We start from the raw sequence: 23,961 nt of genomic DNA, 5'->3' as shown, positions 1-23,961 counted from the left end.
AGAGGCGGCAGGCGCGCCGGACCTCACCTCGCGAGCATGACGTCCACGGCGCTCGGCCGCCCTAGCATGAGGCTCATGACGACCTCTCGTGGCTCCGCCCACACGCACGGATTCATCGGGCTGGGGGATCAGAACCAGCTGAACCCGCTGTTCGCCCGCCCCGGCGAAGCGACCGACTTCCCGCTGGACGCGCTGCCTGCGGGGGAGTCCCTGCCCGAAACGGCCTACCAGGTCGTGCACGACGAGGCGATGCTCGACGGCAATTCCCGTCTGAATCTCGCGACGTTCGTCGGCACCTGGATGGACCCGCACGCGACGAAGCTGTACTCCGAGACGGTCGACAAGAACATGGTCGACAAAGACGAGTATCCGCAGACGGCGGCGATCGAGACGCGCTGCTGGAAGATGATCGCCACACTGTGGAACGCCCCGGATGCCGAGAAGGCGATCGGCACGTCGACGATCGGCTCGTCCGAGGCCTGCATGCTGGGCGGCCTCGCGCTCAAGCGCCGGTGGCAGCACGCCCGTCGTGTCGCGGGCCGCTCGACCGAGAAGCCCAACCTCGTCCTCTCCAGCGCGGTGCAGGTCTGCTGGGAGAAGTTCTGCAACTACTGGGACGTCGAGCCCCGCTACGTGCCGATCACCGACGAGCACAAGTGTCTCGACGGCTTCGAGCTGGAGAAATACGTCGACGAGAACACGATCGGCGTCGTCGCCATCATGGGCGTGACCTACACCGGGGTGTACGAGCCGGTCGCGGAGATCGCCGCGGCGCTCGATCGGATCCAGGCCGAGACGGGCCTGGACATCCCGATCCACGTCGACGGCGCCTCCGGGGGGATGATCGCCCCCTTCCTCCAGCCCGACCTGGAATGGGACTTCCGGGTTCCCCGCGTCGCGTCGATCAGCACCTCCGCGCACAAGTACGGACTCGTGTACCCCGGTCTCGGGTGGGTGGTGTGGCGCACGGTCGAGGATCTGCCGTCCGATCTCGTGTTCGACGTCACCTACCTCGGCGGCCACATGCCGAGCTTCGCGCTGAACTTCTCCCGTCCCGGCGCCCAGGTCCTCCTGCAGTACTACCTGTTCCTCCGACTGGGGTGGGACGGCTATTACAAGGTCCAGAAGGCCTCGCAGGACGTCGCCGTGTACCTCGCCGGCGAGATCGCGAAGATCCCCGCGTTCGAGCTGTGGAACGACGGCACCGACATCCCGGTGTTCGCGTGGCAGCTGAGCAAGGGCTACACCGACAAGTGGAACCTCTATCACCTCTCCGAACGGCTCAGACTCAAGGGCTGGCTCATCCCGGCCTATCCGATGCCCGACGACCTCACCGACGTCGTCGTCCAGCGGATCGTGGTGCGCAACGGGCTGAGCCGGAACCTCGCCGAGAGTCTGGTCGCCGACATCCATGATGCCGTCGCCTACCTCGACGCCCTGGAGTCGCCGATGCCGACCGAAGGCCTGGTCACGTCATTCACCCATTGAGGCCGCGCGCCGCCCCCGTCAGCGCTTGACGATCGGGAGTGCGCCTGTCTCGGCGGCGACCTTGCGGCGATACAGCATGCGCTGCTCGGGGAGCGAGAGGTCGAACACCACCGCGAGGACGCGGATGATCGCGGTGACGACCACACCGGCGATCGCCGCGATCACGAGCGGCACGCCCACGGCGTTCGAAACCGCCAGGACGAGGCAGCCCACGCCCGCGGCGACCGCGTAAAGGGAGCCGACGTGCATGATCGCGACCGGCAGACCCATGAAGACGTCGCGCAGGATGCCGCCGCCCACCGCCGAGCACACGCCGACGAACACGGCGGGCACGAGCGGCAGTCCGAGCGCGAGCGCCTTGCTCGTCCCGAACGCGCCGAACAGGCCGATCACGACCGCGTCGAGCCCGACGATCAACCCGTTCAGACGCCGCAGCGGACCCGCCAGCAGCATCCCCACGAGGGCGGCGAGCGTCGCGGTGAGCAGGTACCAATTGCTCTGCAGCGTGCTCAGCGGCTGGTTGAGCAGCAGATCGCGGATGATGCCGCCGCCCATGCCCATCACGATGCCGATGATCGCGACGCCGAGGAGGTCCAGTCGTCGCTGCCCGCGGAAGCCGGAGGCGAACAGGGCTCCCTGGATACCGCCGAGACCCACCGCGGTGAGGTCCGCCCACAGCGGGATCGTGAAGAGAGGCGCATCCACGCGACCATTCTCGCGCACGGCTCGGCGCCCGCCCGGCACGGTCGTCGGCGACCATAATTGAACAGTGCCCACCTACCGCGACGAGGTCGTGATCCTGCGCACCCACAAGCTGGGGGAAGCGGACCGGATCGTCACGATGCTGAGCCGTCGGCACGGCAAGATCCGTGCCGTGGCGAAGGGGGTGCGGCGCACATCCTCGCGCTTCGGCTCGCGGCTCGAGCCGTTCATGGTCGCCGACGTGCTGCTGTATCAGGGGCGGTCGCTCGACATCATCCAGCAGGCGGAGTCGCTGGGTTCGTACGGCGCCGACATCGCCGTCCACTACGACCGGTACACGTCGGCCAACGCGATGGTGGAGGCCGCCGACCGCCTGAACGAGGCCGAGGCCACCCCTCAGCAGTACCTGCTCCTCGTCGGCGGACTGCGCGCCCTCGCCCGCGGCGAGCACGTGCCGCGCAGCATCCTGGATTCGTATCTGCTGCGCGCGATGGCGCTCTCCGGCTGGGCACCCGGCCTGACCGAGTGCGCGCGCTGCGGCGCGCCCGGACCCCACGACACGTTCGTCGCGCAGCTCGGCGGGATGATCTGCCGCGACTGCGCCCCGGTGGGGGCCGCCCGTGTCGACGTCGCGACCGCGGAGTTCCTCACCGCCCTCATGGAGGGCGACTGGGTCGTCGCCGATTCCGCAAGCGCCCCGACCCGGGGGTCGGCGTCCGGCCTCATCGCCGCGTACGCGCAATGGCACCTGGAGCGCGGCATCCGCTCTCTGCAGCACGTGGAGGCGGCCACATGAGCCCGAAGCCGTACACCCACCGGGATGCCGTCGCCTATCGGCCGCTGGACTGGACCGGCATCCACCCGCCCGCCTTCCCCCGGGGCGCGGTGCCGTCGCATGTCGCGATCGTGATGGACGGCAACGGCCGGTGGGCCAACCGGCGCGGCCAGACCCGCGTGGAGGGGCATCGGGCGGGTGAGGCCGCGCTTCTTGATGTCGTCGCGGGAGCCATCCAGGCGGGCGTCAAGCATCTGAGCGTGTACGCGTTCTCCACCGAGAACTGGAGCCGTTCGCCGGACGAGGTCCGCTTCCTGATGGGCTTCAATCGCGATGTCCTGCACCGTCGTCGGGATCAGTTAAACGAGTGGGGCGTACGGGTGCGGTGGGCGGGGCGCAAGCCCCGGCTCTGGGGTTCGGTGATCAAAGAGCTGCAGTTGGCCGAGCGCTTGACCGCCGACAACGACGTGTTGACGCTCACGATGTGCGTCAACTACGGCGGGCGGGTCGAGCTCGTGGACGCGATGCGTTCGATCGGGGACGACATCGCCTCGGGGCGGCTGAAGCCGTCGGCGGTGACCGAGAAGCTGATCCAGAAGCGGCTCTACCAGCCGGACATGCCCGACGTGGATCTGTTCATCCGCTCGAGCGGCGAGCAGCGCACCTCGAACTTCCTGCTGTGGGAGTCCGCGTACGCGGAGTTCGTGTTCCTCGATACGCTCTGGCCGGATTTCTCCCGCGAGGATCTTTGGCGCGCGATCGGCATGTACCTCGATCGCGATCGTCGGTTCGGCGGCGCGGTGGACACCCCCGAGCCGCCCGCGCTCTGACGTCGGGCCGCGGGAATGACCGTCGACTTCCCTCGGTTGCACCCGGCATGACGGACGCCATCAAGATCGACGTGTGGAGCGACATCGCCTGCCCGTGGTGCTACATCGGCAAGCGCAACCTCCAGAGCGGACTCGAGGCGGCCTCGGCCGATCCCGATGCCCCGCAGGTCGAGGTGGTCTTCCACTCGTTCGAGCTCTCGCCGGACACCCCGGTCGATTTCGACGGCGGCGAGGCGGACTACCTCTCCCACCACAAGGGCATCTCGCCCGATCAGGCGCAGCAGATGCTGGACCGCGTGACCGGTGTCGCTGCCGATGCCGGGTTGGAGTACCGGTTCGACCTGCTCAAGCACACGAACACCGTGAAGGCGCACGAGCTCCTGCACTTCGCGAAGGAGCAGGGACGGCAACCGGAGATGACCGAGCGACTCATGGCCGCGTATTTCACCGAGGGTCGCCACCTCGGCCAGGAGGACGAGCTCGTCGCTCTCGCGGCCGATGCAGGTCTGGACGCGGATGCCGCGCGCGAAGCGCTGCGGTCCGAGAGATTCCTGCCTGCCGTGCGTGCCGATCAGGCGCAGGCTGCGGCCTACGGCATCTCGGGAGTGCCGTTCTTCGTGATCGACGGCAAGTACGGCGTCTCCGGCGCGCAGCCCGCCGACGCCTTCGCCCAGATCGTGCGCCAGGTGTGGGCCGAGCACCGGGAGAGCCCGGCCACGGTCTGACGCACTGACGGCTCAGCCCGGGAGGTTCGCCTCGATGAGCGACACGATCGCCGGGTCGTCCGGCTTCGTGCGCGGGCGGAAACGCGCGACGCGGCCATCGGGGAGGACGAGGAACTTCTCGAAGTTCCACTCGACGCGGCCCGCTTTGCCGTTTCCGTCGGGAGCCTTCGTGAGCTCCTGATACAGCGGTGCGGCCTTCTTCCCGTTCACCTTGACCTTGTCCATCACCGGGAACGTGACGCCCCACGTCGTGGAGCAGTACTCGAGGATGTCGTCCATCTTCGACAGCTCCTGCAGGAACTGGTTGCTCGGGAACGCCAGCACGTCGAAGCCGCGAGGACCGTACGTCTTCTTCAGCTGCTCGAGCTGCTCGTACTGCGGAGCGAGCCCGCAGCGCGAGGCGACGTTCACGATGAGCAGAACCTTTCCGGCGTAGTCGGCGAGAGTGGCCTGACCCCCGTCGGCGGTCGCAAAGGGGATGTCGAGGATCGGGGCGGCGGAGGAAGCGGTCATACCCACAGGTTATTGGCCGTTCACCGAAGGCGGTCGCGGGTCTGGGAGAATATGCAGGTGACTCCTACTCTCGCTCCCGACCGCACACTGCGCATCGGGCCGATCGCGCTGGACGCACCCGTCGTGCTCGCGCCGATGGCCGGGATCACGAACACCGCGTTTCGCCGCCTGTGCCGCGAGTACGGTGCCGGCCTCTACGTCAGTGAGATGATCACGTCGCGCGCGCTCGTCGAGCGCAACGCCACCACCATGCGCCTCATCACCCACCACGAGTCCGAGACGCCGCGCTCCATCCAGCTGTACGGCGTGGATCCGGCGACGGTCGAGGGCGCTGTGCGGATCCTCGTCGACGAGGACCGCGCCGACCACATCGACCTCAACTTCGGCTGCCCGGTGCCCAAGGTCACCCGCAAGGGCGGGGGAGCGGCGCTGCCCTGGAAGCTGGGACTGTTCCGCGAGATCGTGTCGCGCGCCGCCGCGGCCGCCGGTGACGTGCCGCTGACCGTGAAGATGCGCAAGGGGATCGACTCCGACCATCTGACGTACCTCGACGCGGGTCGCATCGCCGAAGACGCCGGCGTCTCGGCGGTGGCGCTGCACGCCCGGACCGCCGCGGAGTTCTACTCCGGCACCGCGGACTGGGCGGCCATCGCCGCGCTGAAGGATGCGGTGACCAGCATCCCGGTCCTCGGGAACGGGGACATCTGGTCCGCGCAGGACGCGGCCCGGATGATGCAGCAGACCGGCTGCGACGGCGTCGTGGTCGGGCGCGGCTGCCTCGGCCGCCCCTGGCTGTTCGGCGATCTGGCCCGTCACCTCGGCGGCCCGGAGGCCGCGGCCGGACCGGCCGTGGACGCCACCCTCGGATTCGTCGCGGACGCGTTCCGTCGTCACGCGGAGCTCCTGGTCGAATTCTTCGAGGACGAGCAGCGCGGCTGCCGCGATATCCGCAAGCACGTCGCGTGGTACTTCAAGGGCTACCCGGTGGGCGGCGACACGCGCGCGGCCCTGGCGACCGTCTCGACGCTCGCGGAGATCGACGACCTGCTCGCGACGCTCGATCTCGACGCGCCGTACCCGGGTGCGGCGGCGGAAGGACAGCGCGGTCGCGCGGGGACCCCCAAGCGCCCCGCCCTGCCGGAGGGGTGGCTGCAGTCGCGGGATCTCGGCGCGACGGCATCCCACGCCCTCGCGGAGGCGGAACTGGACCACAGTGGCGGCTGACGGCGCGGTACGGGCCGCATCCGAACGGCCGGACGGGTACGACGAAGCGGATGCCGCACGATTCTTCGTCGAGCGTCATCGCTCGCAGCGCGACGGCTTCGCGCGCGACCGCGCACGCGTGCTGCACTCGGCGGCCCTGCGCCGGCTCGCGGCGAAGACGCAGGTGCTCAGTCCCGCGAGCCCGGCGGATTTCGCGCGCAACCGGCTGACGCACTCCCTGGAGGTCGCACAGGTCGGGCGCGAGCTCGCGACGGCGCTGCGGCTGTCTCCCGACGTCGTGGACACGGCGTGCCTGAGTCATGACCTCGGGCACCCGCCGTTCGGACACAACGGCGAGCGGGCACTGAACGACTGGGCCGAGGACATCGGCGGCTTCGAAGGCAACGCGCAGACCCTGCGGATCCTCACGCGGCTGGAACCGAAGGTGATCGACGACGCCGGCCGCAGCCATGGGCTCAACCTGACTCGGGCGAGCCTGGATGCCGCGTGCAAGTACCCGTGGACGGCGAGCCACCCGTTGCCGGACGCGGGGGGACGGCTGAAGTTCGGGGTGTATCCCGAGGACGAGGACGTGTTCCGCTGGCTCCGCGTCGACGCGCCGGGGCGGGTGCGCTGCATCGAGGCAGAGGTCATGGACCTCTCCGATGACATCGCGTACTCCGTGCACGACTTCGAGGACGCGATCGTGAACGGCTATCTCGACCCCGCTCGGCTGGCGTCCCGCGACGAGCACACCGCGCTGCTGGACGCGATCCAGACGTGGGTGGGCTTCGACTTCGCCCGCGACGAGCTCGAAGACGCGCTGTACCGGCTCATGAGGCTTCCGGAGTGGATCACGTCCTTCGACGCCACGCGCGCCTCCCACGCGCGGCTGAAGAACCTGACGTCGGATCTGATCGGCCGATTCGCGCGCGCCGCCACGACGGCGACGCGGGAGGCCACGTCGTCGGTCGTGCTCACGCGTTATCGGGCGCACGTCGTCGTCCCGCGGGTCGTCGAGGCCGAGATGGCCGTCCTGAAAGGCATCATCGGGGCGGTCGTCGTCTCGATCGAGGGGCGCAAGAGCGTCTACCGCGAACAGCGGCGCGTGCTCAAGCGCCTGGCCTCGGCGCTGTGGGAGCAGCCCGAGGCGCTCGACCCGATGTACGCCGAGGACTTCGACGCGGCATCCGATGACGCCGCACGCCGGCGCGTCATCGTCGACCAGGTCGCGAGTCTGACCGACCAATACGCGATCGCGTGGCACGGACGGCTCGTCGGCGAGGTCGACGCGGCTTCGCTCGGCGTCTGGGCCCCGTCCGCCCGCGTCCGTGTCGCGGAAGCGCCGCACTGATGGCGGGCCGGATCCTGCAGGCCGACGTCGATGAGGTCAAGGCCCGAACGAACATCGCGGACATCATCGGGGAGCGCGTCGCGCTGAAGAGCGCCGGCGTCGGCGCCATGAAGGGTCTGTGTCCCTTCCACGACGAACGCAGCCCCAGTTTCAACGTGCGGCCGCAGGCGGGTTTCTACCATTGCTTCGGCTGCGGCGAGTCCGGCGACGTGTACTCGTTCCTCCGGGCGATGGACCACGTGTCGTTCACCGAGGCCGTCGAGCGTCTCGCCGGCCGCATCGGCTACACCCTGCACTACGAGGACGGCGGAGCCGCTCCGCAGTCCACCGGTCGCGCCCGGATGTACGCCGCGAACGCCGCCGCCGCGGAGTTCTTCCGCGCGCAGTTGGCCGGCGCCGAAGCGGAGGCGGGTCGTCGCTTCCTCGGCGAACGGGGATTCGACGCCGGTGCTGCGGCGCACTTCGGCGTCGGGTACGCCCCGAAGGGGTGGTCGAATCTCCGCGATGCGCTGCACGCGCAGGGGTTCAGCGATGAGGAGCTGAGCACCGTCGGACTGGTCTCGCAGGGACAGCGGGGAGTGTACGACCGCTTCCGAGGGCGCCTGGTGTGGCCGATCCGCGACGTGACGAGTCAGGTGATCGGCTTCGGAGCGCGAAAGCTCTACGACGACGACCAGGGGCCGAAGTACCTCAACACCCCCGAGACGCCGGTCTACCGCAAGTCGCAGGTGCTGTACGGACTCGACCTCGCCAAGCGCGACATCTCGCGCGATCACCGCGTCGTGGTCGTCGAGGGGTACACCGACGTGATGGCCTGTCACCTCGCGGGCATCACCACCGCGATCGCGAGCTGCGGCACGGCGTTCGGCGCCGACCACATCACGGTGCTGCGTCGTGTCATGGGGGATGACACCGCGTCGGGGGAAGTGGTGTTCACGTTCGATCCGGACGCTGCCGGGCAGAAGGCGGCGTTGCGCGCATTCGCCGACGAGAAGCGCTTCGCCGCACAGACCTACGTCGCGGTCGCTCCGGAGGGACTCGATCCGTGCGACCTGCGGCTGCAGCGCGGCGACGGAGCCGTGCGGGCCCTGATGGACACGAAGGTGCCCATGTTCGAGTTCGTCATCGACCAGCGGCTCGCCGGGTTCGCGCTGGGCACGGTCGAGGGCCGTGCCGGCGCCCTGCGCGCGGCGGCGCCGATCGTCGCGGACATCCGCGATCCCTCGCTGCGCCCGGGCTACGTGCGCGTGCTGGCCCGGCGGCTGGGTCTGGAGATCGGCGAAGTCCGCGCAGCCGTCGAGCGGGCGGCACGGCAGGGCGGCGGCGACGCCCGCTCCGAGCGGCCGGCGGCGCCCGCGCCCGAGGATCCGAACGGTGAGGCACCGCCCCAGCTGCGGGTCTCGATCGCGACCCTGCCGCGGACGCCGGATGTCGCACTGGAGCGCGACGCCCTCATGGGCATCCTGCAGTTCGGTCACCGCCTGGATCCCGCACTGCTCCACCGTGCCCTCGCGCTCCCCTTCCGCCACCCCGCGCTCGATGCGGTGCGGACCTCGATCGCCGCCGTCTCCGACCTGTCCCGCCCGGGGTGGGCGGCGGATGCCGTGTCCGCGGTGCGGGAGCCCTACCGCTCTCTGGCCGCAGAGCTGCTGACCACCGACTTCCCAGCCCTGACCGACGAGGCGGCGAGCACCTCGACCGCCTCGCTCGCCCGGAGGCTGGTCGTCCGCGCGGTCGAGCAGGAGAAGTCCGAGCTCCTCGGGGCGATCCAGCGCGTCGCACCCGATTCGACGGAAGGTCGCACGATCCGCATGCGGCTGCGCGAGCTGGATGCCGAGCGTCAGCGGCTCACGGCGGACGAGTGATCCACCCTCGGACCGGCACGTCCTGACGCGGACGGTGGCGCGCAGCGCCGCGCCGGGGCAAGATGAACAGATGCCCCGCCGCCTCGACGCCGACGTCGCGATCCGCTCGACCGACCTGTCGATCGCCCGCGCATCGCGCGGCGGTCCGGATGTCCGGGTGATCGACGGCGTCTCCTTCGTGCTGCCGCACGCGCAGACGCTCGCGGTGATGGGGCCGACGGGGTCCGGCAAGTCCAGCCTGCTGGCCGTTCTCGCCGGCGCGAACGAGCCCGGACTCGCCGTCGTCGGGGGCGAAGCCCACGTGGAGGGCATCCCGGTCCGCCGTCCCGGGCGGGCCCACCGCACCCTCACCTACCTCACGGGCCACCTCGCGCAGTCGGCGGGCGCACGCCTGCCCTCCCGACTGACCGTCGCCGACGTGATCGGCGAGCCGATCACGAGCCGCGACCGGCGCGTGAACCAGCGCGCCCTGGCCGTGCGGGTCGCCACGCTGCTGGACGAACTGATGCTCCCGCTCGGCGCCGCCGCCAGGTACCCGTACGAACTGAGCGCCGGTATGCGCCAGCGCGTCGTGCTGGCACGCGCGCTCGTCCTTCAGCCGCGCGTGCTCATCGCCGACGAACCCTTCGCGAACATGGACGTCGAAGTCCGACTCGCCGCCCGCGACGCGATCCTGCGGCGTCGCAGCGAGTACGGCATGTCCACGGTCGTCGCCACGAACGACCCCGACGTCGTCAGCGGACTGGACGCGGATGTGCTCGTGCTGCGCAGCGGCCACGCCGTCGCCTACGGGCACGGGATGACCGACCTGCTGTGGACACCCGGGGGAGAAGACGACCACAGATTGATCGCGTCATGACGTCACGAGGTCGCCTCCTGGTTTGCTAAGCTTTTCGAGTTGCCCGCTCGCGGGCGCATTCCTCGGTAGCTCAATTGGCAGAGCAATCGGCTGTTAACCGATAGGTTCTTGGTTCGAGTCCAAGCCGGGGAGCGAACGGCCTTCGGACTCCACTCCGAAGGCCGTTCTTCGTTTCCGCAGAACCGGGACTCACGCGTCGATATCGTCGACGCCCGGCATCCATGAGCTGCCCGGCCGCCCCCACCCGCGCTTGCGCGCGATCTTCTGCACGGTCTTCCAATCGCCGTCGTCGAGGCGGTCGACGTAGAGGACGCCGTCCAGGTGATCGAATTCGTGCTGGAGGATGCGCGCCCGCCAGCCGTCCACCTCGATGCGCACCGGCGCGCCATCCAGATCCTGTCCGGTGATCAGGGCACGTTCAGATCGCCGGAGCGGGAAGCGCTCGCCCGGGAAGGAGAGGCACCCCTCGGATTCCTCGTCCGGATCCGGCTCGCCCGGCTCGAGAGGGGCGATCCACAGCGTCGGATTGATGATCACCCCGCGCCAGGGCTGCCCGTCGTCGTCCTGGTAGCTGTATGTGAAGATCCGCAGTCCGATCCCCACCTGCGGGGCCGCGAGGCCCACGCCGGGAGCGGCATCCATCGTCTCGAACATGTCCTCGACGAGAGTCCGCACCTCCTCGGTGATCTCCTCGACGGCGGCAGCGGGTGCGTGCAGCACCGGATCACCCATGATGCGAATCGGCAGAACGGCCACGCCTTGAGCCTATCGAGCGAGGCGTGCGGTTAGTGTCGGAGGGTGATGTGGCCGGGGAGCGAAATCGACAATATCCAGGACGTCGGCGACGCCCTGGTCGGCGTCTTCGACAATCCGTCGCTTCTGATCGGCATCCCGCTGGCGCTGCTGGGCGCCGTGTTCATGTCGTTCGGCGCGCAGTATCAGCACCGCGGCGTCACCAAGGTCGAGACCCTTTCGGGCGGTGCGGCTGCGGGAGGTCTCACCGCCGCCCAACTGGGGCGCCTCCTCACGCGTCCCTCCTGGGTCGTCGGGACGGTCATGCTGGGACTCGCGATCGCCTGCCAGCTGGGCGCCCTGTCGTTCGCCCCGCTCATCGTGGTGCAGCCGCTCGGGGCGATCGCGCTCGTGATCACGACGCTCCTCAACGCCCGCATCAGCGGCCACCGCCCGACGAAGCGCTCCATACGAGCCATCATCGAATGCGTCGGCGGCATCTTCATCTTCGTCACGATCGCCGCGCTCGTCGCCACCGATGAGCCGGTCACGACCTCTCAGCTCATCACGATCCTCGTCATCCTCGCCGTCGTCATGATCGCTTTCGCGGCGTTGTGGCTATGGCTCCGGCGCCGGATGAAGGCGCTGTTCTACATCATCGGCGCGGGGGTGATGTACGGATTCGTCGCGACGCTGGCGAAGGTCGTGATCAGCCGGATCCAGTCCGGCGACTTCGAGTGGCTCACCGTGGTGTGTTTGGTCGCCCTGCTCCTCGCGGCCGGGATCGGCGCGTACTTCGTGCAGACGGCGTACTCGTCGGGTCCCCCCGACCTGGTGATCGCGGGCCTCACCGTCATCGATCCGATCGTGGCGATCATCATCGGTCTCACCGTCCTCGGCGAGGCCGCGAACGCGCCGCTGTGGGCCTACATCGGCTTCGGCGTCGCGGGGGTCATCGCCGTGATCGGCGTCTACGATCTCGCACGCAACCACCCTCAGGTGCTCAGCGACAGCCAGGAACTGCCGATCCAGCGGGGGAGCACGCAGAGCGACCCCGGCGCGCCGAAGACGAACTCCGAGAAGTTCGACGAAGCCGTCGCGAAGGTGTGGCCGAACCCGCCCGTCGACGACGACAAGCCGTCACGTCGCTGAGGTCGGTCCACCTCCCCGAGGGACGGTAGGCTCGATCCTCGCGGGGCGGTGGCCAAGCTGGTCAAGGCAGCGGGCTCATAACCCGACGATCGTGGGTTCAAGTCCCACCCGCCCCACCGAGATTCACATCGCGTTGCCGATGTAGGAGTACTTGACGAACACCTCCGGCGCGAAGCCGGCCTCGCCGAGCACTCCCTGCACCGCAGAGAGCATGTAGTGCAGGTCCCAGCCCATGTAGAGGAAGTGGGCCTCATCGAGAGCGTCCCACTGCCCGTTCCAGGCCTTCGATCCGTACACGGGGCCACCGCGACGCGCACTGAAGCGGACGACGCTGTCCCGGTCGTCGGCCCAGAGGCGCTTGAAGATCCGGTTGAAGAGGTACTTGACGTCCGGAACCTCCCAGTGCTCGCCGCGGTACTCGACGTAGGCGAACTCCCGCTGCCACCCCGGGGGGAATCCGCGCCGGAGCACGGCATCCAGAACAGGCGTCAGCCCGTCGTCGTCGATCCCGACGATGTCCGCACGCGGCCACACCTCGATGAAACGCTCGGTCAGCACCCTCGCCCGTGCGGCGATCCCCGTGGTGTCCCACGCGCCGACGTCCGCGAGCGCCCGGGTCTGCGCCACCGCGCTGCGTGCGTAGGCACGGTCGCGCTTGTCGACGAACGACGCGTCCAGGACGCGCAGCGCCAGCTCGTCCTCGAGGAGAGCCAGGTTGCCGAGCGTCTTCGCGAGGGCGCGGTGGCTGTTCTGCTCGTCATCGGTGTAATCGGCCCAGACCCGCTCGCCGTCACCGCTCCACGTCGCCGCGGGCGACAGGGGAGCGATGTGGTCGACCGCGAATTCCCGGCTGTCCTCGATGCCCGCCAGCCGCGCGAGCACGTAGGCGGGATGGGGGAGCTCGGCGAATCGCAGGGCCGCCCGCATCCGCTCGTCGGACGGCGTGATCCTCGCGATCGCCGCAGTGAGCGCGCTCTCCGACTCGTCCCGCGCGCGACACAGGCGCGCCACAAGGCGATCGAGAGGGAGTCCTGCGACCGCGCGACGCAGCAGCAGCGTCTGGACGGCATCCAGCGTGCGCAGGACCGTCTCCCGCTCCGCCTCCCCGCTCCGCAGCTCCATCAGGGCACGCATCACGAGCGGATTCATGCCCTTGCCGACGATCGCGAGCTGTCGCAGACGCTGCGAGAGTTCGGCATCCGTCTCGGATTCGGGCTCGAGCAGCGTGCGATAGACCTCGGAGCTCGCCCGCCAGTGGGCGGCGTGGCGGCGCAGGGTGTCGACATCCAGACGAGGGAAGCGCGAACGGAACTCGCCGTAGACGCCGTGATCACCGGATGCCGCGACCTCGCGTCCCGCGAGCATCACCATGTAGTGGCGCCAGAACGCCGCAATCGATGCACCCGTGTTGCGCTCGATCGGGAGCCAGAACTCCTCCTCGATCTGCCGCTGCTGCGCGTGGGACAGGCCCATGAGGACGTAGTTGTGGATGAGCTCGTGGTCGCGCAGCGGTTCGCCGGTCGAGTTCAGGCTCGCGAAGATCTGCTGCGCGTTCGCCCCCGCGCCGAGCGTGATCGCCACATGCTCGAGCTTCTGCAGTCCGCGCCAGATGTGCGCGGCATCGCCTCGGCTGATCTTGCTGCGGAAGAACGCGTAGTTGTCGTCGAACCGTGAGTCCCGGAGAGAGCCGTCGGCCGGCCGGTCGTCGAAGACGACGCTCTCGAAGACGTCCGCCCACGCCTCGTGCGGGCGGAGCTTGGTCCGTCCGTCCGGGCCGGTGAGCACCCGCTCGAGGACGCCGGCGAGTGCGGTGTCATCGTGCTGCACGGTGTGGTGGAGTGCGGCGATCAGGAGCATGAGCGTCGTGATGCGCTGCTGCCCGTCGATCAGGACGAGGTCATCGCCGTCGCCATCGGTCGAGGACAGGACAGAACCGATGAAGTGCATGTGGTGCGGATCGGAGTCGGCCACCGCGCGGACATCGGAGAGCAGCTGTTCGCATCCGCCGATGTCCCAGCGGTACTGCCGCTGGTAGACGGGAACCACGATCGTCGCGTCGAGGGAGGCGAGCCAGGAGAGGGTGTTGACGGCTGTCGCCTCGATGTTCGTGGCCGTCGTCATGTGGTGTTTCCGCCCCCTGGATGATCCGACTGTCGAGTCTAGCCGCGACCCCCGCCGGGCCCGGTTATTCACGGCCGCCTCCGTGGCGCGTTCAGGACCGCGGGATAGGCTTGCCTAAGTCGAGCCTGTTAAAACGTGCTGGCTCCCTACGAAAGGCCGATCCACCTCATGGGTTACATCACCTCCGCCGCTCTCGAAGAGACCGGCTATGTCGTCCTCGACCGCTACAACCAGGAACTCGATCCGAAGGAATGGCTGGACATCGAGTACAACGACTGGAAGTCCTCCGGCGACACGCGCTTCGCGCCGCTGGCCAGCGCATTCGGCGAGATCGAGTGCAACGGATTCTGGAACCACAAGCCGCCGCGCACCGACAAGGACGGCGTCTGGATCGACTCCCAGGTCGAGAAGGCACCGAACCTCACGCGCCGTGCGCAGGAGCCGGGTGCGAACGTCGGTCGCTGCCGTGTCATCGAGCTGCAGCCCACCCCGTACGGCGAATGCCTCTACAACCTGCACCAGGACGACAACAACCGGCTGAACCCCGACGGGACGGGCTGGGTCGTTCGCGGATTCTTCAACCTCACCGACGACAAGGACAGCTACTTCGTCCTGCGCGAGAACCGTACGGATCCGGCCGGTGAGGTGCGCATCGCGCTGCCGGCGGGCGCCCAGCTGATCATCGACACGCAGCGCCTGTGGCACGCGGCCACCCACAACGGCACCGAGCCGCGCTACTGCCTCATCACCTCCTGGACGTCGGGGCCCGAGTTGGACGCCTACATCGAGAAGTACAACGGCGTGAACCACGTCGAGAGCGTCGAGGTTCCGCAGGATCTCCTGGACGCCGGCTACGCCGAGCAGGCGCGGAAGGATGCCGCACGTGCGGCGTACTACGCCGCAAAGGGACAGGTCGAGGTCCAGGCGATGAGCGAGGCCTGAGCGACCGCTCGATCCGCGAAGGGCGCCCGAATCACACGCTTGTGATTCGGGCGCCCTTCCGGCGATAATGGCAGGACAACCGGATACTCGCCGAGATGCTCCGTTCAGGTCGTAGGGGAAGACGCACCTGACGAAACGGAGAGATCATGGCTTCACCACAGTCGCGTGGAGTGATCTTCATTCACTCTGCGCCACGAGCATTGTGCCCGCACCTGGAGTGGGCTGTCGGTCGTGCCCTCGGCTACGCCGTGAGCTTCGACTGGAGCGATCAGCCGGTGCTCGCCGGCAGCCGTCGGGCCGAGTTCTACTGGGAGGGCGCCGCCGGCACGGGAGCCGCCCTCGCGACCGCCATCCGCGGGTGGGAGCACTTGCGCTTCGAGGTGAGCGAGGATCCGTCGCCCCGCAGTGACGGCGGTCGCTGGCTGCACACCCCGGGTCTCGGAATCCACTATGCCCAGACGGACACCGCGGGCAACGTCGTGATCGGAGAGGATCGCATCCGCTACGCGATGGAACTCGCCGCGGGCGACCCGGCCGAACTGCAGCACGAACTCCAGGTGGCGCTCGGCGCTGCGTGGGACGAGGAGCTCGAGCCCTTCCGCCATGCCAGCGACGATGCTTCCGTGGTGTGGCTGCACAAGGTCGGCTGACCCGGGCCTCGGGCGGCGCAGGCGCCATTACCGGCGGTCGGAGACTCTGCTCCCGGACGCCGAGACCGCGAATCGCCGCCTGAAACGACAGACGCCCCCGAACTCATCGGGGGCGTCTTCGTGTCGTCGATGCGCACCGCGGTTCCGAAGCGGCCGCCGTTCCCGGCATCCGATTCGCCCTCCGCATCCGAACTGCCCCGCCGGGATGGTGCATTCTCCGCCGAGACGGTGCATCCTCCGCCGAGACGGTGCATCCTCCACCGAGACGGTGCATCCTCCGCCGAGACGGTGCACACCATCTCGACGGGAAACCCACCATCTCGCCGGGAAACCCACCATCTCGACGGGAAGCGCGGTGCGCGGTCGCGCACCGTTGTCTCAAACGGAGGCGAAGGCGACGACGGCGTTGTGACCGCCGAAGCCGAACGAGTTGCTGATCGCGAGCTGCGGGCCGTCGCCCAGCGGCTGCGGCTCGCCGGAGATCCGGAACGGGACCGCAGGATCCTGCTCGGTGAGGTTGATCGTCGGCGGAGCCATACGGTCCTGCAGCGCGAGGACCGTGAAGATCGCCTCCAGCGCGCCCGTTCCACCCAGGAGGTGACCGGTCGACGCCTTCGTCGCCGAGACCGGGATCTCGTCGATCCGATCCCCGAACACCGTCTTGAGCGCGACGTACTCGTTCGGATCGCCGACGGGGGTCGAGGTTGCGTGCGCGTTGATGTGCGTGACGTCGCCGGGAGCGGCATCCGCCATCTCCAGCGCGGCGCGCACCGCACTGGCAGCACCGGTGCCCTCGGGGTCGTTCGCGGTGATGTGGTACGAATCGGCCGTGACCCCGCCGCCGACGACCGCGGCGTAGATCTTGGCCCCGCGGGCGCGCGCGTGCTCCTCGGTCTCGAGGATGAGGACGCCGGCACCCTCGCCCATGACGAAGCCGTCGCGGTCGATGCTGCCGGGGCGTGAGGCGTGCGCGGGGTCGTCGTTGCGCTTGGACAGCGCCTGCATCGAGGCGAAGGAAGCGATCGTGATCGGGTGGATGGCCGACTCCGTGCCGCCCGCGATCACGACGTCGGCGAGGCCGGCGCGCAGGTGCTCGATCGCGTTGATGATCGATTCCGTGCTCGACGCACACGCGCTCGCGACGGTACGCGCGTAGGCACGCGCGCCGAAGTGCAGCGAGAGGTTGCCGGCTGCGGCGTTGGGCATCAGCATCGGGACCGTCATCGGCATCACCCGCCGCGGCCCCTTCTCGCGAAGCGTGTCCCACGCGTCCAGAAGCGTCCAGACACCGCCGATCCCGGTGGCGAAGTCGACGCCCAGGCGGTCCGGATCGACGTCAGGGCTCCCGGCGTCCGCCCAGGCCTCCATGGCGGCGACGAGCGCGAACTGCGAGGACGGGTCCAGGCGCTTGGCCTGCGGCCGCTCGAGCACCGTGTCCGGGCGCACCTTCGCCTCGGCGGCGAACGTCACCGGCAGCTGGTACTGCTCCACCCAGTCGTACTCGAGGGTGCGCGCGCCGGAGACGCCGTCGAGAAGGGCGGACCAGCTCTCGGGGGCGGTGCCGCCCAGCGGCGAGGACGCGCCGATGCCGGTGACGACGATGCGGGGGGTGCTCATGCGTGTGTCTCATCCTCAAGGTGAGCCGGTGGGGGCGTTCGCCCCCACCGGAATGTGCGTCGAAGGACCGGGATCCGAGCGGACCCGGGAACGCGGTCAGGCCTGGTTGGACGTGATGAAGGTGACGGCGTCGCCGACGGTCTTGAGGTTCTTGACCTCGTCGTCGGGGATCGTGACGCCGAACTTCTCCTCGGCGTTGACGACGATCGTCATCATCGAGATCGAGTCGATGTCGAGGTCATCGGTGAACGACTTCTCCAGGGCGACCTCGTCGGCCGAGATCCCCGTTTCGTCGGTGATGAGCTCGGCGAGTCCCGCGAGGACCTCGTCGTTGCTGAATGCCATGGTTTCTCCTGTTCTTCGGGGTGGCCCGGTCGGGGCCCTGTTCAGTCTAGAGTCGGGGGTCGGCTGGGTCAGGGAAGGACGACGACCTGGGCGCCGAACACGAGACCGGCGCCGAAGCCGATCTGCAGCGCGAGCCCGCCGCTGAGCTCGGGGTGCTCCTGCAGCAGTCGGTGCGTCGCGAGCGGGATCGACGCGGCCGACGTGTTCCCGGTCGTCTCGATGTCACGGCCGATCACGACGGTGTCGGGCAGCTTCAGCTGCTTGGCGAACTCGTCGATGATGCGCATGTTGGCCTGATGGGGGACGAAGGCCGCCAGATCGGATGCCGTCACCCCGGCCGCCTCGAGCGCCTGGCGCGCGACCTTGACCATCTCCCACACCGCCCAGCGGAAGACCGTCGGTCCCTCCTGGCGAAGTGTCGGCCACGGCACCTCACCGTCGCGGAACTGCGTGAGCGTGCCGTTCATCCCGACCGCTTCCGCCTTGGAACCGTCGGACCCCCAGATCGTGGGACCGATTCCCGGCGTCTCGCTCGGACCGACCACCACGGCGCCGGCTCCGTCACCGAGGAGGAACGAGATGCTCCGATCCGTCGGGTCGACGACGTCGCTCAGCTTCTCCGTGCCGATCACGAGCGCGTAGTGCGCCGCGCCCGCCCGGATGAGCGCGTCAGCCTGTGCGACACCGTAGGCGAATCCGGCGCAGGCCGCGTTCACGTCGTAGGCGGCGGCCGGGTTCGAGCCGACGCGGTCGGCCACGATCGCCGAGACGGATGGAGTCTGCTTCGGGTTCGAGATCGTCGCGACGATCACGGCGTCGATGTCGGATGCCGCCACCCCGGACTTCTCGATCGCCTCGCGCGCGGCATCCGTCGCCAGATCGATCGCGTCGGTGTCGTGGACGGCTCGTGTGCGCGTGACGATCCCCGTGCGCTGGCGGATCCACTCGTCGCTCGAGTCGATGGGCCCGATCAAATCCTCGTTGGGGACGGCGATCTCGCCGCGCGCGGCGCCGTATGCGTAGATGCGCGTGTGCGCGGCGCCGGTCGACTGAATGAGGGTGGGGGCCATATGAGCTGCTCCGGTCATGCCTGAGATCCGCTCAGAAGCGTCTGAGCGGCGGGGAGGTCGTCGGGCGTCTTGACGGCGACACTCGGAACTCCTCGGAGTGCACGCTTGGCCAGGCCTGTGAGGGTGCCCGCCGGCGACAGCTCGACGATACCGGTCACCCCCGCCTCGGCGAAGGAGTCCATGCACAGATCCCACCGCACGGGCGAGGCCACTTGATCGACGAGGGCGGCGACGAAGGCGGCCCCGGACTCGACGGGCGCGCCGTCGCGGTTCGACCAGAGCGTCACGCCGGGATCTGCGGGCTGCACGGCGTCGGCCGCCTCACGGAGCGCCTGCACGGCGGGAGCCATGTAGTCGGTGTGGAAGGCACCCGCGACCTGCAGCGGGATGACGCGCGTGCCCTGCGGCGGCTCCGCACTCAGAGCCTGGAGCCCGGCGAGGGATCCTGCCGCGACGATCTGACCCGCGCCGTTGTAGTTGGCAGGGGTGAGCCCGAGCTCCTCCAGCCGGGAGACGACGGCATCCTGATCGCCGCCGATGACTGCGCTCATGCCCGTCTGCTCCGCGGCGGCCGCCGCGGCCATCGCACGACCACGGATGCCGACGAGTCGCAGCGCGTCCTCATCGGAGAGCACGCCCGCAGCGGCGGCCGCCGCGAACTCGCCCACGGAGTGACCGGCGACGCCCGCGACCGCGGAGCGGTCGGCCAATGCGTGCCAGGAGAGCAGACTCGCCGCGACGATGAGAGGCTGTGCGACCTGCGTGTCGCGGATGCGGTCAGCGTCCCACTCCGTACCGGCGGCGAGGAGGTCGACCCCCGCCCATTCGGAATACGAGGACACGCGCTCGGCGGCGCCGTCGACGGACAGCCACGGGCTGAGAAATCCGGGAGTCTGGGAACCCTGGCCCGGGAAGACGGCGATCATCACCATCCCATCCTGCCAAGGATCATCCGAGCGGTTCTGGCGATCTCGTCACAACAATCGGCCGAGGCTTTGTGCGCGCCGCACAGAGCGTCGCCGGGCGGCGGTCGTGATCAGTTCGTGCTCCGCCGCAGCGACGGGATACGGCGGCGCGCGGAATCGCCCCCGATTGAGCCCAGGATCAAGGCGGTCTGCAGGATGAGCGCCTCTCGCGGACCCGTCGCATCCCACCCGATGACGTCCGAGACGCGCTTCAGGCGGTACCGCACCGTGTTCGGGTGCACGAAGAGCTCGCGCGCCGTGGCCTCGAGGGAGCGACCGTTGTCGAGATAGCTCCAGAGCGTGGTGACCAGGTCCGCGCTGTGCGACTGCAGGGGGCGGTAGATCCGCTCGACCAGGGTCTGCTTCGCGAGCGGGTCGCCCGCGAGTGCGCGCTCCGGCAGCAGGTCGTCGGCCTCGACCGGACGCGGCGCGTTGCGCCAGGCGCGGGCGACCGCGAATCCGGCGAGCGACGCGCGGGCGCTCTGGCTCGCGTCCACGAGGGCGGGGACGGCAGGACCGAGCACGAGGAAGCCCGGTCCGAACCCCGGCTCGAGCCGCTTGGCGATCTCGGGGAACGGCAGTTCCGGCTCGTCGTCCGGGCGTCCCGGCAGCTCCGCGCGACCGAGGACGAGCACGAGTCTGGACCCCTGCACACCGATGAGCACGTCGACACCGAGCTTGCGGGCACTGCGCCGGAGCTGATCGACGTCGAACTGCGGGGGAGTGGTGCCGACGAGCACCGCCACCTCGCCGTGCCCGTGCCAGCCGAGGGCGGCGATGCGGCTGGGCAGCTCCTCGTCGGCCTCACCGGTCAGGATCGAATCGACGACGAGCGCCTCCAGGCGCGCGTCCCAGAGCCCGCGCGCCTCGGCCGCCCGCGCGTACACGTCCGCCGCGGCGAACGCGACGTCTCGCGAATAGCGCAGGATGCCTTCGCGCAGGTCGTCGCCTTTTCCGACCAGGCGCTCTTCGGTGACCTCCACCGTGACCCGGATCAGCTGCAGCGTCTGGGTCAGGCTGACGCTGCGCAGCAGCTCCCTCGGAGCGGCCGCGAAGATGTCCGCGGCGATCCAGGGGGTGGACGTCGGGTCGTCGTACCACTGGATGAACGACGAGATGCCCGCCTGCGCGACGAGCCCCACGGCGGAGCGTCGCGCAGGCGGCATCTCGGCGTACCACGGAAGGGTGTCCTCGAGCCGCTTGATCGTGGCACTCGCCAGGTCGCCCGAGATCTTCCTCAGCCACGCGAGGGTCTCGGTCTTGTCCATCTGCGCCGGGCGGGAGGCCATGCGTGCGGTCAGCTCTCGCCGCCCGCGTTGCCGCTGGTTCCGGCGGTCACGTCGTGGAGGCGGTACTTCTCGATCGCCTGCGCCGCCAGCGACCGATCGACGGATCCTTCTTCGGCGAGCGACTGGAGCGTGCGCACGACGACCGACGGGCCGTCGATCTTGAAGAACCGGCGCGCCGCGGCCCGTGTGTCGGAGAAGCCGAAGCCGTCCGCACCGAGGGTCGCGAAGTTGTGCTGCACCCACGGCCGGATCTGATCCTGGACGGCGTGCATGTAGTCGCTGACCGCGACCACGGGACCGGGCGTGTCACGCAGCTTCTCCGTGATGTACGCCGTGCGCGGCTCCTGATCGGGATGCAGGAAGTTGTGCTCGTCCGCGGCGAGACCGTCGCGACGCAACTCGGTCCACGACGTCACCGACCACACGTCCGCGATCACGCCCCAGTCGTCCTTCAGCAGCTGCTGCGCCTCCAGCGCCCACGGCACACCGACGCCCGAGGCGAGGAGCTGGGCGCGGGGGCCGTCGCCCTCCCCCCGCGAGATGCGGTGGATGCCGCGCACGATGCCGTCGATGTCGACATCGGCCGGCTCCGCAGGCTGCACGAGCGGCTCGTTGTACACCGTGAGGTAGTACATGACGTTCGGATCCTCGTGCTGGCCGCCGTACATCCGGTCCAGGCCCGCGCGCACGATGTGGGCGATCTCGTAGCCGTACGCGGGATCGTAGGAGACCGTCGCGGGGTTCGTCGACGCGAGCAGGTGAGAATGCCCGTCGGCGTGCTGCAGACCCTCACCGGTCAGAGTCGTCCGACCGGCCGTCGCGCCGATGATGAAGCCGCGCGCCATCTGGTCGCCGGCGGCCCACTGGGCGTCGCCGGTGCGCTGGAAGCCGAACATCGAGTAGAAGATGTAGACCGGGATGAGCGGTTCGCCGTGGGTCGAGTAGGACGTGCCGACGCCGGTGAAGGCGGCGAGGGCGCCCGCCTCGTTGATGCCGACGTGCATGATCTGCCCCTGCGGGCTCTCCTTGTAGGCGAGCAGCAGCTCCCGGTCGACCGAGGTGTAGTGCTGGCCGTTCGGGTTGTAGATCTTGGCCGTCGGGAAGAACGCGTCCATGCCGAACGTGCGGGCCTCGTCCGGGATGATCGGGACGATGCGGTTGCCGAATCCCTTCGCGCGCAGCAGGTCCTTCAGCAGTCGGACGAACGCCATCGTCGTGGCGATCTCCTGCGTGCCGGAGCCCTTCTTGGGCTGCGCGTACGCGGAGTCGTCGGGAAGCTGGAGACCCACGTGCGTGGAACGACGTTCGGGGAGGAAGCCGCCGAGAGCCCGCCGACGCTCCATGAGGTACTGGATCGTCTCATCCTGCTGACCGGGGTTGTAGTACGGCGGCAGGTACGGGTTCTCCTCGAGCTGGGCATCCGTCACCGGGATGTGCATCTCGTCGCGGAAGTGCTTGAGGTCGTCGAGGGTCATCTTCTTCATCTGGTGGGTCGCGTTGCGACCCTCGAAGTGCTTGCCCAGGCCGTAGCCCTTGATGGTCTTGGCGATGATGACGGTGGGCTGACCCTTGTGCTCGACGGCGGCCTTGTACGCCGCGTACACCTTGCGGTAGTCGTGACCACCGCGCTTCAGACCCCAGATCTGGTCGTCCGTGTAGTCCTTCACGAGCGCACGGGTGCGCTCGTCGCGGCCGAAGAAGTTCTCCCTGACGTACGCGCCGTCCTCCGTCTTGTAGGTCTGGTAGTCGCCGTCCGGAGTGACGTTCATGAGGTTCAGCAGCGCGCCGTCGGTGTCGCGCGACAGCAGCTCGTCCCACTCGCGACCCCACACGACCTTGATGACGTTCCAGCCGGCGCCGCGGAAGAAGCTCTCCAGCTCCTGGATGATCTTTCCGTTCCCGCGGACGGGCCCGTCCAGTCGCTGCAGGTTCGCGTTGACGACGAAGGTCAGGTTGTCCAGACCCTCGTTCGCGGCGACCTGGAGCTGACCGCGGCTCTCGACCTCGTCCATCTCGCCGTCGCCGAGGAACGCCCACACGTGCGAGTCCGACAGGTCCTTGATCCCGCGGTTCGTGAGGTACTTGTTCGTCATCGCCTGGTAGATCGCGTTGATCGGGCCGAGGCCCATCGACACGGTCGGGAACTGCCAGAACTCCGGCATGAGGCGCGGGTGCGGGTACGAAGGGATGCCGTTCGGCGCAGCCGACTTCTCCTGGCGGAAGCCGTCGAGCTGCTTCTCGGTCAGACGACCTTCCAGGAACGCACGCGCGTACGTGCCCGGGGACGCGTGACCCTGAATGAAGATCTGGTCGCCGCCGGAGGGGTGGTCGGCGCCGCGGAAGAAGTGGTTGAAGCCCACTTCGTACAGCGACGCGGAGGATGCGTACGTGGAGATGTGACCGCCGACGCCGATTCCGGGGCGCTGCGCGCGGTGCACCGTGACCGCGGCGTTCCAGCGGATCCAGGCGCGGTAGCGGCGTTCGATCTCCTCGTCGCCGGGGAAGTCCGGCTCGTTCTCGGGGGCGATCGTGTTGATGTAGTCGGTCGTCGGGACCATCGGCACGCCGAGGTGCAGGTCCTTCGAGCGCTTGAGCAGGCTGAGCATGATCTCGCGGCCGCGGCCGTGGCCCTTCGCGGCGACGAGCTGCTCGAGGGATTCCTGCCACTCCGCGGTCTCATCGGGATCGCTGTCGAGGGGGCCCTGTGAATACGGATCCTGGTCGTGAACAGTCACGGAAGACCTTTCGTTCTCTGGCAGATCGT

General features: G+C 69.0%; 21 protein-coding genes and 2 tRNA genes. 13 read left to right on the top strand and 10 right to left on the bottom strand.

The features are described 5' to 3' along the window. Nucleotides 1–75 precede the first annotated feature (75 nt). Nucleotides 76–1,488: a glutamate decarboxylase gene (gad, locus tag ABD197_RS09140; protein WP_344053753.1), complete on the top strand. Its 1,413-nt coding sequence runs from the start codon at nucleotides 76–78 to the stop codon at nucleotides 1,486–1,488. Between the two features lie 18 nt (nucleotides 1,489–1,506). Here the strand turns inward: gad and ABD197_RS09135 are convergent, their stop codons facing one another. Further along, nucleotides 1,507–2,193 carry a trimeric intracellular cation channel family protein gene (locus ABD197_RS09135; RefSeq protein WP_344053751.1) on the bottom strand — a complete coding sequence of 229 codons (687 nt, stop codon included), beginning with the start codon at nucleotides 2,191–2,193 and terminating at the stop codon, nucleotides 1,507–1,509. A gap of 64 nt (nucleotides 2,194–2,257) precedes the next feature. On the opposite strand from ABD197_RS09135, the gene recO reads away from it, so the two are divergent. The 3 genes from recO to ABD197_RS09120 are packed head-to-tail and all read left to right on the top strand — an operon-like array spanning nucleotide 2,258 to nucleotide 4,520. Then, nucleotides 2,258–2,986 (top strand): DNA repair protein RecO, encoded by a 729-nt coding sequence (recO, locus tag ABD197_RS09130; protein ID WP_344053749.1) that lies wholly within the window; start codon nucleotides 2,258–2,260, stop codon nucleotides 2,984–2,986. Then, entirely contained in the window at nucleotides 2,983–3,795 is an 813-nt protein-coding gene (locus ABD197_RS09125) for an isoprenyl transferase (protein ID WP_344053747.1), read from the top strand. Before recO ends, ABD197_RS09125 begins: the two co-directional genes overlap by 4 nt. Nucleotides 3,796–3,842: 47 nt before the next feature. After that, nucleotides 3,843–4,520 (top strand): DsbA family oxidoreductase, encoded by a 678-nt coding sequence (locus ABD197_RS09120; RefSeq protein WP_344053745.1) that lies wholly within the window; start codon nucleotides 3,843–3,845, stop codon nucleotides 4,518–4,520. 12 nt (nucleotides 4,521–4,532) lie between these two features. On the opposite strand, the gene ABD197_RS09115 is transcribed toward ABD197_RS09120, so the two are convergent. Continuing rightward, entirely contained in the window at nucleotides 4,533–5,033 is a 501-nt protein-coding gene (locus tag ABD197_RS09115) for a glutathione peroxidase (RefSeq protein WP_344053743.1), read from the bottom strand. Between the two features lie 51 nt (nucleotides 5,034–5,084). Here ABD197_RS09115 and dusB point away from each other — a divergent pair, with 51 nt between their 5' ends. The 5 genes from dusB (at nucleotide 5,085) to ABD197_RS09090 (ending at nucleotide 10,446) form a co-directional block, all read left to right on the top strand. Continuing rightward, complete coding sequence (gene dusB, locus ABD197_RS09110; protein ID WP_344053740.1) at nucleotides 5,085–6,257, top strand: tRNA dihydrouridine synthase DusB; 1,173 nt, start codon at nucleotides 5,085–5,087, stop codon at nucleotides 6,255–6,257. Further along, nucleotides 6,247–7,590 (top strand): deoxyguanosinetriphosphate triphosphohydrolase, encoded by a 1,344-nt coding sequence (locus ABD197_RS09105; RefSeq protein WP_344053734.1) that lies wholly within the window; start codon nucleotides 6,247–6,249, stop codon nucleotides 7,588–7,590. Before dusB ends, ABD197_RS09105 begins: the two co-directional genes overlap by 11 nt. Then, a complete protein-coding gene (gene dnaG / locus ABD197_RS09100; RefSeq protein ID WP_344053731.1) occupies nucleotides 7,590–9,455 on the top strand; it encodes a DNA primase in 1,866 nt (621 codons plus the stop codon). The genes ABD197_RS09105 and dnaG overlap by 1 nt, the downstream gene beginning before the upstream one ends. A 70-nt stretch (nucleotides 9,456–9,525) precedes the next feature. Next, the gene (locus ABD197_RS09095) at nucleotides 9,526–10,314 is read left to right on the top strand and encodes an ATP-binding cassette domain-containing protein (protein ID WP_344053729.1); all 789 of its coding nucleotides are present in this window, start codon (nucleotides 9,526–9,528) and stop codon (nucleotides 10,312–10,314) included. 59 nt (nucleotides 10,315–10,373) lie between these two features. Beyond that, nucleotides 10,374–10,446: transfer RNA gene (locus tag ABD197_RS09090), tRNA-Asn, on the top strand. Between the two features lie 57 nt (nucleotides 10,447–10,503). On the opposite strand, the gene def is transcribed toward ABD197_RS09090, so the two are convergent. Beyond that, nucleotides 10,504–11,070, bottom strand: a complete 567-nt coding sequence (def, locus tag ABD197_RS09085; RefSeq protein WP_344053726.1) for a peptide deformylase — start codon at nucleotides 11,068–11,070, stop codon at nucleotides 10,504–10,506. Nucleotides 11,071–11,115: 45 nt separating this feature from the next. Between def and ABD197_RS09080 the strand changes: the two genes are divergently transcribed. Beyond that, nucleotides 11,116–12,198: a DMT family transporter gene (locus ABD197_RS09080; protein WP_344055830.1), complete on the top strand. Its 1,083-nt coding sequence runs from the start codon at nucleotides 11,116–11,118 to the stop codon at nucleotides 12,196–12,198. A gap of 42 nt (nucleotides 12,199–12,240) precedes the next feature. Further along, nucleotides 12,241–12,314 (top strand) — tRNA-Ile (locus tag ABD197_RS09075). A 7-nt stretch (nucleotides 12,315–12,321) separates the two neighbouring features. On the opposite strand, the gene ABD197_RS09070 is transcribed toward ABD197_RS09075, so the two are convergent. After that, nucleotides 12,322–14,319, bottom strand: a complete 1,998-nt coding sequence (locus tag ABD197_RS09070) for a GmrSD restriction endonuclease domain-containing protein (protein WP_344053723.1) — start codon at nucleotides 14,317–14,319, stop codon at nucleotides 12,322–12,324. Nucleotides 14,320–14,487: 168 nt separating this feature from the next. On the opposite strand from ABD197_RS09070, the gene ABD197_RS09065 reads away from it, so the two are divergent. Continuing rightward, entirely contained in the window at nucleotides 14,488–15,261 is a 774-nt protein-coding gene (locus tag ABD197_RS09065; protein WP_344053721.1) for a hypothetical protein, read from the top strand. A 146-nt stretch (nucleotides 15,262–15,407) separates the two neighbouring features. Then, a complete protein-coding gene (locus tag ABD197_RS09060; RefSeq protein ID WP_344053719.1) occupies nucleotides 15,408–15,911 on the top strand; it encodes a DUF3145 domain-containing protein in 504 nt (167 codons plus the stop codon). 378 nt (nucleotides 15,912–16,289) lie between these two features. Here the strand turns inward: ABD197_RS09060 and ABD197_RS09055 are convergent, their stop codons facing one another. From ABD197_RS09055 to aceE, 6 genes are all read right to left on the bottom strand, one after another. Then, nucleotides 16,290–17,528 carry a beta-ketoacyl-[acyl-carrier-protein] synthase family protein gene (locus ABD197_RS09055; protein WP_344053717.1) on the bottom strand — a complete coding sequence of 413 codons (1,239 nt, stop codon included), beginning with the start codon at nucleotides 17,526–17,528 and terminating at the stop codon, nucleotides 16,290–16,292. Nucleotides 17,529–17,624: 96 nt separating this feature from the next. After that, nucleotides 17,625–17,873, bottom strand: coding sequence for an acyl carrier protein (locus ABD197_RS09050; protein WP_091706648.1), 249 nt, complete (start codon nucleotides 17,871–17,873; stop codon nucleotides 17,625–17,627). Between the two features lie 68 nt (nucleotides 17,874–17,941). Further along, nucleotides 17,942–18,943, bottom strand: a complete 1,002-nt coding sequence (locus ABD197_RS09045) for a beta-ketoacyl-ACP synthase III (protein WP_344053710.1) — start codon at nucleotides 18,941–18,943, stop codon at nucleotides 17,942–17,944. A gap of 14 nt (nucleotides 18,944–18,957) precedes the next feature. Further along, on the bottom strand, nucleotides 18,958–19,872 hold the full coding sequence (locus ABD197_RS09040; RefSeq protein ID WP_344053708.1) for an ACP S-malonyltransferase: 915 nt from the start codon (nucleotides 19,870–19,872) through the stop codon (nucleotides 18,958–18,960). Between the two features lie 107 nt (nucleotides 19,873–19,979). Beyond that, nucleotides 19,980–21,197 carry a PucR family transcriptional regulator gene (locus ABD197_RS09035; RefSeq protein WP_344053706.1) on the bottom strand — a complete coding sequence of 406 codons (1,218 nt, stop codon included), beginning with the start codon at nucleotides 21,195–21,197 and terminating at the stop codon, nucleotides 19,980–19,982. Between the two features lie 8 nt (nucleotides 21,198–21,205). After that, a complete protein-coding gene (gene aceE / locus ABD197_RS09030) occupies nucleotides 21,206–23,932 on the bottom strand; it encodes a pyruvate dehydrogenase (acetyl-transferring), homodimeric type (protein ID WP_344053704.1) in 2,727 nt (908 codons plus the stop codon). Between the last annotated feature and the right edge of the window lie 29 nt (nucleotides 23,933–23,961).

The sequence above is a fragment of the Microbacterium lacus genome (genome assembly GCF_039531105.1).
Classification (GTDB): Bacteria; Actinomycetota; Actinomycetes; order Actinomycetales; family Microbacteriaceae; genus Microbacterium; species Microbacterium lacus.
This window is presented reverse-complemented; position numbering and strand designations above follow the sequence as displayed.

Bases quoted from the DNA above. Each gene is read 5' to 3' on its own strand.
- ABD197_RS09115 (WP_344053743.1), bottom strand. From the start codon at position 5,033: ATGACCGCTTCCTCCGCCGCCCCGATCCTCGACATCCCCTTTGCGACC.
- ABD197_RS09120 (WP_344053745.1), top strand. From the start codon at position 3,843: ATGACGGACGCCATCAAGATCGACGTGTGGAGCGACATCGCCTGCCCG.
- ABD197_RS09065 (WP_344053721.1), top strand. From the start codon at position 14,488: ATGGGTTACATCACCTCCGCCGCTCTCGAAGAGACCGGCTATGTCGTC.
- ABD197_RS09080 (WP_344055830.1), top strand. From the start codon at position 11,116: ATGTGGCCGGGGAGCGAAATCGACAATATCCAGGACGTCGGCGACGCC.
- ABD197_RS09125 (WP_344053747.1), top strand. From the start codon at position 2,983: ATGAGCCCGAAGCCGTACACCCACCGGGATGCCGTCGCCTATCGGCCG.
- gad (WP_344053753.1), top strand. From the start codon at position 76: ATGACGACCTCTCGTGGCTCCGCCCACACGCACGGATTCATCGGGCTG.
- ABD197_RS09095 (WP_344053729.1), top strand. From the start codon at position 9,526: ATGCCCCGCCGCCTCGACGCCGACGTCGCGATCCGCTCGACCGACCTG.
- ABD197_RS09055 (WP_344053717.1), bottom strand. From the start codon at position 17,528: ATGAGCACCCCCCGCATCGTCGTCACCGGCATCGGCGCGTCCTCGCCG.
- ABD197_RS09035 (WP_344053706.1), bottom strand. From the start codon at position 21,197: ATGGCCTCCCGCCCGGCGCAGATGGACAAGACCGAGACCCTCGCGTGG.
- dusB (WP_344053740.1), top strand. From the start codon at position 5,085: ATGCAGGTGACTCCTACTCTCGCTCCCGACCGCACACTGCGCATCGGG.
- ABD197_RS09060 (WP_344053719.1), top strand. From the start codon at position 15,408: ATGGCTTCACCACAGTCGCGTGGAGTGATCTTCATTCACTCTGCGCCA.
- dnaG (WP_344053731.1), top strand. From the start codon at position 7,590: ATGGCGGGCCGGATCCTGCAGGCCGACGTCGATGAGGTCAAGGCCCGA.
- ABD197_RS09050 (WP_091706648.1), bottom strand. From the start codon at position 17,873: ATGGCATTCAGCAACGACGAGGTCCTCGCGGGACTCGCCGAGCTCATC.
- ABD197_RS09070 (WP_344053723.1), bottom strand. From the start codon at position 14,319: ATGACGACGGCCACGAACATCGAGGCGACAGCCGTCAACACCCTCTCC.
- ABD197_RS09045 (WP_344053710.1), bottom strand. From the start codon at position 18,943: ATGGCCCCCACCCTCATTCAGTCGACCGGCGCCGCGCACACGCGCATC.